Source organism: Pseudomonas sp. LAM2023, assembly GCF_016620375.1.
Lineage (GTDB): Bacteria > Pseudomonadota > Gammaproteobacteria > Pseudomonadales > Pseudomonadaceae > Aquipseudomonas > Aquipseudomonas anuradhapurensis.
Map to the genome: position 1 here is coordinate 854863 of NZ_JAENHV010000015.1, position 12611 is coordinate 867473.

13 protein-coding genes are annotated in these 12611 nt (G+C 63.8%); 4 read left to right on the forward strand and 9 right to left on the reverse strand.

The genetic code is table 11. The features are described 5' to 3' along the window. Window positions 1–20 precede the first annotated feature (20 nt). Genes JKP78_RS09485 through glyQ form a run of 4 tightly spaced genes read right to left on the reverse strand, consistent with a single transcriptional unit; the run spans window position 21 to window position 4382 of the window. Complete coding sequence (locus tag JKP78_RS09485) at window positions 21–806, reverse strand: lysophospholipid acyltransferase family protein (RefSeq protein ID WP_170027558.1); 786 nt, start codon at window positions 804–806, stop codon at window positions 21–23. A gap of 46 nt (window positions 807–852) precedes the next feature. Beyond that, window positions 853–1380 (reverse strand): D-glycero-beta-D-manno-heptose 1,7-bisphosphate 7-phosphatase, encoded by a 528-nt coding sequence (gene gmhB, locus JKP78_RS09490; RefSeq protein ID WP_170027560.1) that lies wholly within the window; start codon window positions 1378–1380, stop codon window positions 853–855. Window positions 1381–1383: 3 nt separating this feature from the next. Continuing rightward, window positions 1384–3438, reverse strand: a complete 2055-nt coding sequence (glyS, locus tag JKP78_RS09495; protein WP_186683909.1) for a glycine--tRNA ligase subunit beta — start codon at window positions 3436–3438, stop codon at window positions 1384–1386. After that, window positions 3435–4382, reverse strand: a complete 948-nt coding sequence (glyQ, locus tag JKP78_RS09500; protein ID WP_023377955.1) for a glycine--tRNA ligase subunit alpha — start codon at window positions 4380–4382, stop codon at window positions 3435–3437. The genes glyS and glyQ overlap by 4 nt, the downstream gene beginning before the upstream one ends. Window positions 4383–4465: 83 nt before the next feature. Here glyQ and JKP78_RS09505 point away from each other — a divergent pair, with 83 nt between their 5' ends. Together JKP78_RS09505 and JKP78_RS09510 are read left to right on the forward strand one after the other, a co-directional pair. Further along, window positions 4466–5017, forward strand: coding sequence for a DNA-3-methyladenine glycosylase I (locus JKP78_RS09505; protein WP_170027563.1), 552 nt, complete (start codon window positions 4466–4468; stop codon window positions 5015–5017). A 41-nt stretch (window positions 5018–5058) separates the two neighbouring features. Beyond that, window positions 5059–5946: a lysophospholipid acyltransferase gene (locus JKP78_RS09510; RefSeq protein ID WP_186683908.1), complete on the forward strand. Its 888-nt coding sequence runs from the start codon at window positions 5059–5061 to the stop codon at window positions 5944–5946. A gap of 139 nt (window positions 5947–6085) precedes the next feature. Here the strand turns inward: JKP78_RS09510 and JKP78_RS09515 are convergent, their stop codons facing one another. From JKP78_RS09515 to def, 5 genes are read right to left on the reverse strand one after another with little or no spacing between them, the layout of a single operon-like run. Beyond that, entirely contained in the window at window positions 6086–6400 is a 315-nt protein-coding gene (locus JKP78_RS09515; protein WP_186671657.1) for a tetratricopeptide repeat protein, read from the reverse strand. Window positions 6401–6410: 10 nt separating this feature from the next. Continuing rightward, the gene (gene trkA, locus JKP78_RS09520) at window positions 6411–7784 is read right to left on the reverse strand and encodes a Trk system potassium transporter TrkA (protein WP_170027569.1); all 1374 of its coding nucleotides are present in this window, start codon (window positions 7782–7784) and stop codon (window positions 6411–6413) included. Between the two features lie 23 nt (window positions 7785–7807). After that, on the reverse strand, window positions 7808–9118 hold the full coding sequence (rsmB, locus tag JKP78_RS09525) for a 16S rRNA (cytosine(967)-C(5))-methyltransferase RsmB (protein WP_186683907.1): 1311 nt from the start codon (window positions 9116–9118) through the stop codon (window positions 7808–7810). Further along, on the reverse strand, window positions 9115–10047 hold the full coding sequence (gene fmt, locus JKP78_RS09530) for a methionyl-tRNA formyltransferase (protein WP_186683906.1): 933 nt from the start codon (window positions 10045–10047) through the stop codon (window positions 9115–9117). The genes rsmB and fmt overlap by 4 nt, the downstream gene beginning before the upstream one ends. A gap of 60 nt (window positions 10048–10107) precedes the next feature. Continuing rightward, window positions 10108–10614: a peptide deformylase gene (gene def / locus JKP78_RS09535; protein WP_051097836.1), complete on the reverse strand. Its 507-nt coding sequence runs from the start codon at window positions 10612–10614 to the stop codon at window positions 10108–10110. A gap of 208 nt (window positions 10615–10822) precedes the next feature. Between def and dprA the strand changes: the two genes are divergently transcribed. After that, window positions 10823–11920: a DNA-processing protein DprA gene (gene dprA / locus JKP78_RS09540; RefSeq protein WP_186683905.1), complete on the forward strand. Its 1098-nt coding sequence runs from the start codon at window positions 10823–10825 to the stop codon at window positions 11918–11920. A 42-nt stretch (window positions 11921–11962) separates the two neighbouring features. Next, window positions 11963–12520 (forward strand): L-threonylcarbamoyladenylate synthase, encoded by a 558-nt coding sequence (locus JKP78_RS09545; RefSeq protein WP_015268440.1) that lies wholly within the window; start codon window positions 11963–11965, stop codon window positions 12518–12520. The last annotated feature ends 91 nt before the right edge of the window (window positions 12521–12611 follow it).

Consider the following 12611-nt stretch of genomic DNA (forward strand, 5'->3'; position numbering starts at 1 on the left):
CACAAGTTATCCACAGATGATCAGGCCATTTGTTCCTGAGGGGTTTCCTCTGCTGGAGGCAGCGAACCCATGGCCCGCTGGGTCGCTTCATTCCATGCTGCGGCGCGGTCGTTGAGTTCGGCGATTGCACGTGGCCCAGTGCCGTTGGCGTACATCGGTTCGCCAATGACCACCTCGATCGTGCCTGCGCGTTTGCCCCAACCGGTCTTTGGCCAGAATTTGCCAGCGTTGTGCGCGATCGGCAGCACCGGCAGCCCGGCATTTACCGCCAAGGCAGTACCGCCACGGGAGAACTTGCCGATGGTGCCGAACGGTACGCGGGTGCCTTCCGGGAAGATCAGCACCCAGATTTTCTGCTTGAGCAGTTCATCACCTTTGCTCGCTACCTGGCGCAGGGCTTCCTTGGGGTTGTCGCGGTTGATCGCGATCGGCCGCAGCATGGCCATGGCCCAACCGAAGAACGGCACGTACAACAGCTCGCGCTTGAGCACCTGGCTCAACGGCGAGAAATACTGGGAAAGGAAGAACGTTTCCCAGGTGCTCTGGTGGTTGGACAGGATCACGCAGGGCTCATTCGGCACGTTTTCGGCACCGGTGATCTTGTAATCGATGCCCAGGATGGTACGCACCAGGAACAAGGCACAGCGGCACCAGTACACATTGATGAACCTGTAGCGCTTGGGGAAGGACAGGAACGGCGCGACGAAGAAGCTCAGCGAGCACCACAGCAGCGAACTGGTGCCCAGCAGCAGGTAAAAAAGAAAGATTCTGATCGCCTGCAGGATCGACATAGTGGCTTGTACCATTGCGGGGCATGCCCGCCTGAGAAAAATGCGCCCGTAGGCGCACTGTTTAAATTAGTTCCCTGGCGATAGCTGCCAGATCGTCGAAAATCAGTGTAGTTTCCGGGACGCCTTTTTCCAGGGTCCGTTCGCCCTTGCCGGTTTTCACCAGCACCGGTTGTGCACCGACGGCCAAGGCGGCTTCCAGGTCACCCTTGCTGTCGCCGACGAACCAGACGCCTTCAAGGCTTACCTGGTAATGCTCGGCGATAGCCCGCAGCATGCCAGGCTTGGGCTTGCGGCAATCGCAGCCCTCGTCCGGCCCGTGCGGGCAATACACGATATGGCCCACCTCGCCGCCCTGCTCCGCCACCAGCGTGCGCAGGCGCGCATGCATGGCTTCGAGAGTGGCCAGGGGGTAGTAGCCACGCGCAATGCCGGACTGGTTGGTGGCGACCGCCACCGTCCAGCCCGCCTTGCTCAACTGCGCGATCGCTGCGACCGAGCCAGGGATCGGGACCCATTCTTCCAGCGTCTTGATGTAGGCGTCGGAGTCGTAGTTGATCACCCCGTCACGGTCGAGAATCAGCAGTTTCAAGGCTTACCCCAGCAGCGAGATGTCGGCCACGCCCAGGAACAGACCGCGCAGGCGGCTGAGCAGGGCATAACGGTTGGCGCGTACCTTGGCGTCCTCGGCATTGACCATCACCGCCTCGAAGAAGGCGTCGACCGGATCACGCAGGGCTGCCAGGCGAGCCAGCGATTCGCTGTACTGGCGTGCAGCGGCCATCGGTTGTACGGCCTGGTCGGCCTGTTGGATCGCCGAGTACAGCGAGAACTCGTTGGCGTTGTCGAAGTACTTCGGCTCGACCTGGTCGGCGATGGCGCCTTCGGCCTTGCTCAGCAGGTTGGAAACGCGCTTGTTCACCGCAGCCAGGGCCTCGGCTTCCGGCAGCTTGCGGAACGCCTGCACGGCCTGCACGCGCTGGTCGAAGTCCAGCGCCGAGCGTGGCTGCAGGGCCCGTACCGACAGGTAGGTGGCAACGTCGATGCCTTCGTCTTCGTAGCGTGCACGCAGGCGGTCGAAGATGAACTCCAGCACCTGTTCGGCCAGGCCGGCGGCCTTGACCTTGGCGCCGTACTGCTTGACCGCGAAGTCGACCGCAGCGGTCAGGTCCAGGTCCAGCTGCTTCTCGATCAGGATGCGCAGCACGCCCAGGGCGGCGCGGCGCAGGGCGTACGGGTCCTTGCTACCGGTGGGCAGCATGCCGATACCGAAGATGCCGACCAGGGTATCGAGCTTGTCGGCGATGGCCACGGCAGCGCCGGTGAGGGTCTGCGGCAGCTCGGCGCCAGCACCGCGCGGCATGTACTGCTCGTTCAGGGCCAGGGCGACGTCTTCCGGCTCGCCGTCGTTGAGCGCGTAGTAGTAACCGGCGACACCCTGCATTTCAGGGAATTCGCCAACCATCTCGGTGGCCAGGTCGCATTTCGACAACAGGCCGGCGCGGCCGGCACGCTGGGCGTTGCCGCCGATCAGCGGAGCGATGAAGGCAGACAGCTTGGAAACGCGCTCGGCCTTGTCATACACGGTACCCAGCTGAGCCTGGAAGACCACGTTCTTCAGGCGCTCGTTGAAGGTTTCCAGCGGCTGCTTCTTGTCCTGCTTGAAGAAGAACTCGGCGTCGGTCAGGCGTGGGCGCACCACCTTCTCGTTACCCTGCACGATCTGCTTCGGATCACGGCTCTCGACGTTGGCCACGGTGATGAAGCGCGGCAGCAGCTTGCCTTCGCTGTCCAGCAGGCAGAAGTACTTCTGGTTGTCCTGCATGGTGGTGATCAGGGCTTCTTGCGGCACCTCGAGGAAACGCTCCTCGAACGAGCACACCAGCGGAACTGGCCACTCGACCAGGGCGGTCACTTCGTCCAGCAGCGCCGCTGGCACGATGGCGGTACCTTCCTGCTGCATGGCCAGCTCGGCGGTACGCTTGCTGATCAGCTCGCGGCGCTCGGCGAAGTCGGCCAGCACGTAGGCTTTGCGCAGGTCTTCGACGTAGTTGGCCGGGGTGGTGATGAGCACGTTTTCCGGGTGGTGGAAGCGGTGGCCACGGGATTCGCGGCCAGCCTTCTGCGACAGGATGGTGCAGTCGACCACCTGGTCGCCCAGCAGCATCACCAGCCATTGGGTCGGGCGCACGAACTCTTCACGGCTGGCTGCCCAGCGCATGCGCTTGGGAATCGGCAGGTCGTTCAGCGAGTCTTCGACGATGGTCGGCAGCAGGCCAGCGGTGGCCTTGCCTGGAATGTGCTGGGAGAAGCGCAGCTTGGGGCCGCTCTGGTCGATTTCGGCCAGTTCCACACCGCACTTCTTGGCAAAGCCCAGGGCCGCCTGGGTCGGCTCGCCTTCGGCGTTGAATGCCGCCTGCAGGGGCGGGCCGTCGATGTTGATGCTGCGGTCTGGCTGCTGCACGTCCAACTGGCGGATCAGTACGGCCAGGCGACGCGGCGCAGCATAGACGTGCTTGCCGGCGTAGTTCAGGCCGGCGGCCTGCAGGCCCTTCTCGATGCCTGCCAGGAAGGCTTCGCCGAGGCTGGCGAGGGCCTTCGGTGGCAGCTCTTCGGTGCCCAGTTCTACCAAGAAATCTTGAGCACTCATTGTGCAGCCTCCAGCTTAGCCAACACTTCGTCACGCAGTTCAGGGGTGGCCATCGGGAAGCCCAGGCGTGCACGGGCTTGCAGATAGCTTTGCGCCACGTCCCGGGCCAGGGTACGTACACGCAGGATGTAGCGCTGGCGCTCGGTCACCGAGATGGCGCGGCGGGCGTCCAGCAGGTTGAAGGTGTGCGAGGCCTTCAGGACCATTTCATAGGTCGGCAGCGGCAGCTCCAGCTTGATCAGGCGGTTGGCTTCGCTTTCATAGAAATCGAACAGCTCGAACAGCTTCTCGACGTTGGCGTGTTCGAAGTTGTAAGTCGACTGCTCCACTTCGTTCTGGTGGAACACGTCGCCGTAGGTGACCTTGCCGAACGGGCCGTCGGCCCATACCAGGTCGTACACCGAGTCGACGCCCTGGATGTACATGGCCAGGCGCTCCAGGCCGTAGGTGATTTCACCGGTAACCGGGTAGCACTCGATGCCGCCCACCTGCTGGAAGTAGGTGAACTGGGTGACTTCCATGCCGTTGAGCCAGATTTCCCAGCCCAGGCCCCAGGCGCCCAGGGTCGGCGATTCCCAGTTGTCCTCGACGAAGCGAATGTCGTGCACCAGCGGGTCCAGGCCGATGGCTTTCAGCGAGCCGAGGTACAGCTCCTGGAAGTTGGCCGGGTTCGGCTTCAGTACTACCTGGAACTGGTAGTAGTGCTGCAGGCGGTTGGGGTTTTCGCCATACCGCCCGTCGGCAGGGCGACGGCTAGGCTGCACATAGGCGGCGTTCCAGGTTTCTGGACCCACGGCGCGCAGGAATGTGGCGGTGTGGAATGTGCCGGCGCCTACTTCCATATCGTAGGGCTGAAGCACCACACAACCTTGCTCGGCCCAGTAGTTCTGCAGGGCGAGGATCAGGTCTTGGAAGGTACGCACGGCTGGCGTAGGCTGGCTCACGAAATTCACCTGTATCTGGGGATGCGGATGTAAAGAGCGGGAGTATAACCTGATTCGCCTCGCCCTCTACTCATTGGAGCCTTATGCCACGCTGCTTTTGGTGTACCGACGATCCGTTGTACCAGGCCTACCATGACCAGGAATGGGGTACGCCCCAGCGTGACCCGGCGTTGCTGTTCGAGATGCTTTTGCTCGAAGGGTTCCAGGCCGGGCTTTCCTGGATCACCGTTTTGCGCAAACGCGAGCGCTATCGCGAGGTGCTGCATGGCTTCGATCCCGTGCAACTGGCGGCCCTGAGCGATGAGCGGATCGAAGCGCTGATGCAGGATGCCGGCATCATCCGCAACCGCCTCAAGCTCAAGGCCGTCCGGCGCAATGCCCAGGCCTGGCTGGCTGTGGATAACCCGGCGCAATGGCTCTGGTCGTTCGTTGGTGGGGAACCGAAGATCAACCACTTCAATGGCCGCAGCGAGGTGCCAGCGGTAACCGAGGAGGCCAAGGCCATGAGCAAAGCCCTGCAGAAGGCCGGCTTCACCTTCGTCGGCCCGACCATCTGCTATGCCTTCATGCAGGCCACCGGCATGGTCATGGACCACACCACCGATTGCGATCGCTACGCCGCCTTGTTGCGCTGAGGGGTTACAATGCGAGCCTTGCTGAAATAAGGAATTCGCCTGTGGAAAAGTTCAAGGGCGCCCTGATGGTCGGGGTGCTGCGCTTGTTTGCCAAGCTGCCCTGGGGCGCTGTGCAGCGCGTCGGCGCGGGTATCGGCTGGCTGATGTGGAAAATCCCCAATGGCTCGCGCAACGTCGTGCGCATCAACCTGGCCAAGTGTTTCCCGGAGATGGACCCGGCCGAGCGGGAGCAACTGGTCGGCCGTGCGCTGAAAGATATCGGCAAATCCTTCGTCGAAAGTGCCTGTGCCTGGATCTGGCCGCCGCAACGCTCGCTGGCGCTGGTCAAGGAAGTGCATGGCCTGGAAGTGCTGGAGCAGGCCCTGGCCTCGGGCAAGGGCGTGGTCGGCATCACCAGCCACCTGGGCAACTGGGAGGTGCTGAACCACTTCTACTGCAACCAGTGCAAACCGATCATCTTCTACCGCCCGCCGAAGCTCAAGGCCGTGGATGACCTGCTGCGCGAGCAGCGGGTGCAGATGGGCAACCGCGTGGCGCCTTCGACCAAGGAAGGCATCCTCAGCGTCATCAAGGAAGTGCGCCGCGGTGGCCAGGTGGGCATTCCTGCCGACCCGGAGCCTGCGGAGTCGGCTGGCGTGTTCGTGCCGTTCCTCGGGACCCAGGCGCTGACCAGCAAGTTCGTGCCGAACATGCTGGCCGGTGGCAAGGCGGTGGGGGTGTTCCTGCATGCGCTGCGGTTGCCGGACGGTTCGGGCTTCAAGGTGTTCCTCGAGGCGGCGCCGGAAGAAATGTACAGCACTGATGTGACGGTATCGGCGGCGGCGATGAGCAAGGTAGTCGAGCGTTACGTGCGCGAGTACCCGAGCCAGTACATGTGGAGCATGAAGCGCTTCAAGAAACGCCCGGCGGGCGAAGCGCGCTGGTACTGAGTTATCCACTGCTGTTCCAGCAGGCTGAATGCACTTCTGCCTGCTGTAGCAGGGACCCTGTGGGAGCTGGTATACCCGCGAATGCGTCGGTGAGTCCTACATCGCATTCGCGGGTGAACCCGCTCCCACAGGGATCGCGTTAGCCTGATGTCTTGTTGAGCTTCTTCAGGAACACGGCCATCTCTTTCTCGGCCTGCTTGTCGCCATGCGCCTGCGCCGCCACGATCCCTTCTTCCCAGGCCTTGCGCGCCGCCGCCAGGTCGCCCTGCAACTGGTACGCCTTGCCCAGCAGCTTCCACGCCGCCGAATATTTCGGGTCCAGCTCCACGCACCGCGCCAGGTGCACGGCCGCTTCAGCGCCATTGCCCTCGTCCAGCCAAGCCTTGCCCAGGCCAAACCTCAGCAACGGGTTATCCACACCCTTGGCCAGCATCTTCTCCAGCGATTCGCGCATGCCTGTTTTCCTAGAAGAAGGTCAAGCCAACGTGGAACAGCTTCTCCACATCCCGGATGTGCTTTTTATCCACAACGAACAGGATCACATGGTCGCCCGATTCGATCCGCGTGTCGTCGTGGGCGATGATCACCTCTTCGTCGCGAATGATCGCGCCGATGGTGGTGCCCGGCGGCAGGGTGATGTCTTCGATGGCCTTGCCGACCACCTTGCTCGACTTCGAATCCCCGTGCGCGACCGCCTCGATGGCCTCGGCTGCACCGCGGCGCAGCGAGTGCACACTGACGATGTCGCCCCGGCGCACATGCGCCAGCAGGGTGCCGATGGTGGCCAGCTGCGGGCTGATGGCGATGTCGATCTCGCCGCCCTGTACCAGGTCGACATAGGCTGGGTTGTTGATGATGGTCATCACCTTGCGCGCACCCAGGCGCTTGGCCAGCAGCGATGACATGATGTTGGCTTCGTCATCGTTGGTCAGGGCCAGGAAGATGTCGGCATCGGCGATGTTTTCTTCGAGCATCAGGTCCTTGTCCGAGGCACTGCCCTGCAGCACCACGGTGCTTTCCAGGGTGTCGGAAAGGTACCGGCAACGGGCCGGGCTCATCTCGATGATCTTTACCTGGTAACGGCTTTCGATGGCCTCGGCCAGGCGCTCGCCGATCTGCCCGCCACCGGCGATGACCACGCGCTTGTTGGTCTCGTCGATGCGGCGCAGTTCGCCCATTACCGCGCGGATGTCCTTCTTCGCGGCGATGAAGAACACTTCGTCGTCGGCTTCGATCACCGTGTCACCGCGTGGCGTGATGGGGCGGTCGCGGCGGAAGATGGCCGCCACGCGGGTGTCGACATTCGGCATGTGGGCACGGATCTGGCGCAACTGCTGCCCCACCAGCGGGCCGCCGTAGTAGGCTTTCACCGCCACCAGCTGGGCCTTGCCTTCGGCAAAGTCGATTACCTGCAGCGAGCCGGGTTGTTCGATCAGGCGCTTGATGTAGTTGGTCACCACCTGTTCCGGGCTGATCAGCACGTCGACCGGAATATGGTCGTTGTCGAACAGCTCTTCGCGGGTGAGGTAGGCCGATTCCCGAACTCGGGCGATCTTGGTCGGGGTGTGGAACAGCGAATAGGCCACCTGGCAGGCGACCATGTTGGTCTCGTCGCTGTTGGTCACTGCCACCAGCATGTCGGCATCGTCGGCACCGGCCTGGCGCAGCACCGTGGGCAGCGAGCCGCGGCCCTGCACCGTGCGGATGTCCAGGCGGTCGCCCAGGTCGCGCAGGCGGTCGCCGTCGGTGTCGACCACGGTAATGTCGTTGGCTTCGCTCGCCAGGTGCTCTGCCAGCGTACCGCCTACCTGACCTGCCCCGAGGATGATGATCTTCATCCGCTACTCCCTACCTTGTTTTCTTATCCGCGCGAAGCGGCGATCTTGATCAGCTTGGCATAGTAGAAGCCATCGTGGCCGCCTTCCTGGGCCAGCAACTGGCGGCCATGGGGCTGGCGCAGGCCGGCCGCGGTGGCCAGGTCCAGCTCGCGGGCGCCAGGGGTGCGGGCGAGGAAGGCGTCGATCACTTCGGTGTTCTCCGTCGGCAGGCTGGAACAGGTGGCGTACAGCAGCATGCCGCCAACCTCCAGGGTCGGCCAAAGGGCATCGAGCAGCTCACCTTGCAGCGCGGCCAAGGCCGGGATGTCGTCGGCCTGGCGGGTCAGCTTGATGTCCGGGTGACGGCGGATCACGCCGGTGGCCGAGCACGGCGCGTCGAGCAGGATGCGCTGGAACGGCTTGCCATCCCACCAGCTGGCGGTGTCGCGGGCATCGCAGGCGATCAGCTGGGCGTCAAGCTGGAGGCGGTCGAGGTTCTCGCGCACCCGGCTCAGGCGCTTGGCTTCGAGGTCGATGGCCACCACCTGGGCCAGGCCGGCTTCGGCCTCCAGCAGGTGGCAGGTCTTGCCGCCGGGTGCGCAGCAGGCATCCAGCACGCGCTGGCCCGGGGCCAGTTCCAGCAGGTCGGCGGACAGCTGCGCGGCTTCGTCCTGCACGCTCACCCAGCCTTCGGCAAAGCCGGGCAGGCCACGCACATCGCAGGCTTCGGCCAGCACGATGCCGTCACGGCTGTATTGGCAGGCGCTGGCGCCAACGCCCGCCTCGGCCAGTAGCGCCAGGTAGGCGTCGCGGCTGTGGTGTCGGCGGTTGACCCGCAGAATCATGGGCGGGTGGGCATTGTTGGCGGCGCAGATGGCTTCCCACTGCTCCGGCCAGAAGGCCTTCAACGATTTTTGCAGCCAGCGTGGATGGGCGGTGCGCACCACCGGGTCGCGCTCCATGCCCGCAAGCAATGCCTCGCCTTCGCGCTGGGCGCGACGTAGCACGGCATTGAGCAGGCCCTTGGCCCAAGGCTTCTTCAGCTTGTCGGCACAGCCCACGGTTTCGCCGATGGCGGCGTGCTCCGGAATACGGGTGTAGAACAGCTGGTACAGGCCGACCAGCAACAGCGCCTGGACATCGGCGTCGGCGGCTTTGAACGGCTTTTGCAGCAACTGTGCGGCCAGCAGGTCGAGGCGCGGCTGCCAGCGTGCGGTGCCGAAAGCGAGATCCTGGGTCAAGCCACGGTCGCGTTCGTCGACCTTGTCCAGCTGCGCCGGCAGCGAGCTGTTCAGCGAGGCCTTGCCGCTGAGCACAGCGGCAAGGGCGCGGGCGGCGGCGAGGCGTGGGTTCATTGGCCCAGCACCTTGCCGCTGGCGAATTTCTCGCGGCGGCTGTTGAACAGGTCGCTGAAGTTCAGCGCCTTGCCGCCGGGCAATTGCAGGCGGGTGAGGCTCAGCGCCTGGTCACCGCAGGCGACTACCAGGCCGTCCTTGCTCGCCGACAGGATCTCGCCCGGCGCGCCTTGGGCGTTAGACAGGCTGGCGGCCAGCACTTTTACACTTTCCCCATCGAGGGTGCTGTGGCAAACCGGCCATGGGTTGAACGCGCGGATCAGGCGCTCCAGCTCGACCGCCGGGCGGCTCCAGTCAATGCGGGCTTCGTCCTTGTTCAGCTTGTGCGCATAGGTGGCCAGGGCATCGTCCTGCACTTCCCCCTGCAGCGAGCCGTCGGCCAGGCCGGCGATGGCCTTTACCACCGCGGGCGGGCCCATTTCGGCAAGGCGGTCATGCAGGCTGCCACCGGTGTCGTCGGCACTGATCGGGGTAACCACCTTGAGCAGCATCGGGCCGGTGTCCAGGCCTGCTTCCATGCGCATGACGGTTACACCACTCTCGGCATCGCCGGCTTCCACGGCGCGCTGGATCGGTGCGGCACCGCGCCAGCGTGGCAGCAGCGAGGCGTGGCTGTTGATGCAACCCAGGCGCGGGATATCCAGCACTGCCTGCGGGAGGATCAGGCCATAGGCCACCACCACCATCAGGTCTGGCTGCAGCGCAGCCAGTTCGGCCTGGGCTTCGGCGTTGCGCAGCGACGGCGGCTGGAACACCGGAATGTCATGGGCCACCGCCAGTGCCTTGACCGCGCTCGGCATGAGTTTCTGGCCGCGGCCGGCGGGGCGGTCGGGCTGGGTGTAGACGGCCACGATCTCGTACGGGCTGTCGAGCAGGGCCTTGAGGTGTTCGGCGGCAAACTCTGGAGTGCCTGCAAAGACGATGCGCATGGAGTTCTCGCTTCAAAAAAGAAAAAGGCTTGCCGGAGCAAGCCTTCTGGAAGGTAGGGATCAGGCTTGCTGGCGGTGCTGCTTTTCCAGCTTCTTCTTGATCCGGTCACGCTTGAGCTGCGACAGGTAATCGACGAACAGCTTGCCGTTGAGGTGATCGAATTCGTGCTGCACGCATACCGCCAGCAGGCCTTCGCATTCCAGCTCGTACGGCTTGCCGTCGCGGTCCTGGGCCTTTACCCGCACACGTAGCGGGCGGTCGACGTTCTCGTAGAAGCCCGGTACCGACAGGCAGCCTTCCTGGTACTGGCCCATGTCATGGGTCAGCTCTTCGACCGTCGGGTTGATGAACACGCGCGGCTCGCTGCGGTCTTCGCTGAGGTCCATGACCACGACCTGCTTGTGCACATTGACCTGGGTGGCGGCCAGGCCGATGCCGGGGGCTTCGTACATGGTTTCAAACATGTCGTCGATCAGCTGACGCAGGGCGTCGTCGAACTCCGTCACCGGTTTGGCGATGGTGCGCAGGCGCGGGTCCGGGAATTCGAGAATGTTCAAGATGGCCATAAGGTCAGGCAGTCACTGTGCGTTCGGTTGAAAACTGAGCACACATAATAAAGGGAAACGGCGATTTCAGCACCTGGCAAAGCTCGGCTAGGGTTTTCAGGGCCAGCTTATAGCCCATTCGATGGACAGGTTGTCAAAGCGTTATCAACAAAGTTATCCACAGCTTGTGCCACGCCGATGGCCCCGTTTCGATCAAGGATGATCCCTCATGGAAAATTACCATTCGTCGCCTCTTCCACCTGCAGAACTGGAGGCGCGATTGCGCCTGCACCGCCTGCCTGAGACCGGATTGCGACGCTTTCGCAGCTTGCTCGAAGCATTTGGCAGTGCCTCGTCGGCCCTGTGTGCCCCGGCCGGTGCCTGGCGTGCATTGGGCATACCGCAGGCTACCATCGATGCCAGGCGCAGTGCCGAAGTACGTCAAGGCGCATTGGCCGCAATGGCCTGGCTAGAGCGCCCAGGCCAGCATTTACTGATGTGGGACGGCCCTGGCTACCCACCGCTACTGGCCGAGATCGACGATGCTCCGCCGCTGCTTTTCGTCGCCGGTGACCCGGCTTTGCTCGAACGCCCACAGCTTGCAATTGTGGGTAGCAGGCGTGCTTCACCGCCGGCAATCGACAATGCCGGTGCGTTTTCCCGTTATCTGGCACAAGCCGGTTTCACCATCACCAGCGGGCTGGCCGTGGGTATAGATGGCGCCGCTCATCGGGCCGCGTTGCAGGCTGGAGGGCGCACGATCGGGGTGCTGGGCACGGGGTTGCAAAAACTTTATCCACAGCGCCACCAGGCTCTGGCGCAGGCGATGGTCGACAATGGCAGCGCATTGGTCTCCGAGTACCCGCTGGACGCCGGACCGCTGCCGGGCAACTTCCCACGGCGCAATCGCATCATCAGTGGCTTGTCGCTGGGTGTGCTGGTGGTCGAGGCAAGTCTGGCCAGTGGTTCGCTGATCACTGCCCGCCTGGCGGCCGAGCAGGGGCGCGAGGTGTATGCCATCCCGGGGTCCATTCACCACCCAGGGGCCAAGGGTTGCCACCAGTTGATTCGTGACGGCGCACTGTTGGTGGAAAGCGTGGAGCAGATCCTGGAAAGCCTGCAGGGCTGGCACAACCTGCCGCCGGCGCTTGTGGACAAGTTCGAGCATCCGTTGCTCGCGCTGCTGCATGCTGCGCCACAGACCAGCGAAAGCCTGGCCCACTGCAGCGAGCAACCGCTGGCCGATGTGCTGGCGCAGCTTACCGAACTTGAGCTGGAAGGGCGGGTCAGCAATGAAGCCGGGCGTTGGTTTGCCCGCGCGGGCTAAGTACACTGCTCACAAGCAAGTTTCATAGGTGGAGTGACAGAAATGGTGAGCAGTTTTCGAGTGCAACAAGCCGCACGTGAGATCCGGGCCGGCGCGGTGATCGCCTACCCGACGGAAGCGGTCTGGGGCCTGGGCTGCGACCCGTGGAACGAGGACGCGGTGTATCGCCTGCTGGCGCTGAAGTCGCGGCCTGTGGATAAAGGGCTGATCCTGGTGGCCGACAACATCCGCCAGTTCGACTTCCTGTTCGAGGATTTTCCCGAAGACTGGATCGACCGCATGGGCAGCACCTGGCCGGGGCCGAACACTTGGCTGGTGCCGCACCAGGACCTGCTGCCAGAGTGGGTGACCGGGCAGCATGACACGGTGGCGCTGCGGGTCAGCGACCATCCGGTGGTGCGTGAACTGTGTGCGTTGGTGGGCCCGCTGATTTCCACCTCGTGCAACCCCGGCGGGCGCCCGGCGGCGAAGACCCGGTTGCGGGTGGAGCAGTACTTCCATGGCCAGCTGGACCTGGTGCTGGGTGGGGCATTGGGGGGGCGGAAGAATCCGAGCGTGATTCGCAACCTTGCCACTGGCGAGGTGGTTCGTCCGGGTTGATACCTGTCCACAAGCTTGGCGGGGGCCCCAGTGGGAGCGGGCCTGCCCGCGAAGAAACCAGCGCGGTGCCTGCACGGGCTTCGCCCGTCTT

Bases quoted from the DNA above. Each gene is read 5' to 3' on its own strand.
- trkA (WP_170027569.1), bottom strand. From the start codon at position 7,784: ATGAAGATCATCATCCTCGGGGCAGGTCAGGTAGGCGGTACGCTGGCA.
- rsmB (WP_186683907.1), bottom strand. From the start codon at position 9,118: ATGAACCCACGCCTCGCCGCCGCCCGCGCCCTTGCCGCTGTGCTCAGC.
- glyS (WP_186683909.1), bottom strand. From the start codon at position 3,438: ATGAGTGCTCAAGATTTCTTGGTAGAACTGGGCACCGAAGAGCTGCCA.
- def (WP_051097836.1), bottom strand. From the start codon at position 10,614: ATGGCCATCTTGAACATTCTCGAATTCCCGGACCCGCGCCTGCGCACC.
- JKP78_RS09545 (WP_015268440.1), top strand. From the start codon at position 11,963: ATGGTGAGCAGTTTTCGAGTGCAACAAGCCGCACGTGAGATCCGGGCC.
- JKP78_RS09505 (WP_170027563.1), top strand. From the start codon at position 4,466: ATGCCACGCTGCTTTTGGTGTACCGACGATCCGTTGTACCAGGCCTAC.
- JKP78_RS09515 (WP_186671657.1), bottom strand. From the start codon at position 6,400: ATGCGCGAATCGCTGGAGAAGATGCTGGCCAAGGGTGTGGATAACCCG.
- fmt (WP_186683906.1), bottom strand. From the start codon at position 10,047: ATGCGCATCGTCTTTGCAGGCACTCCAGAGTTTGCCGCCGAACACCTC.
- JKP78_RS09485 (WP_170027558.1), bottom strand. From the start codon at position 806: ATGGTACAAGCCACTATGTCGATCCTGCAGGCGATCAGAATCTTTCTT.
- dprA (WP_186683905.1), top strand. From the start codon at position 10,823: ATGGAAAATTACCATTCGTCGCCTCTTCCACCTGCAGAACTGGAGGCG.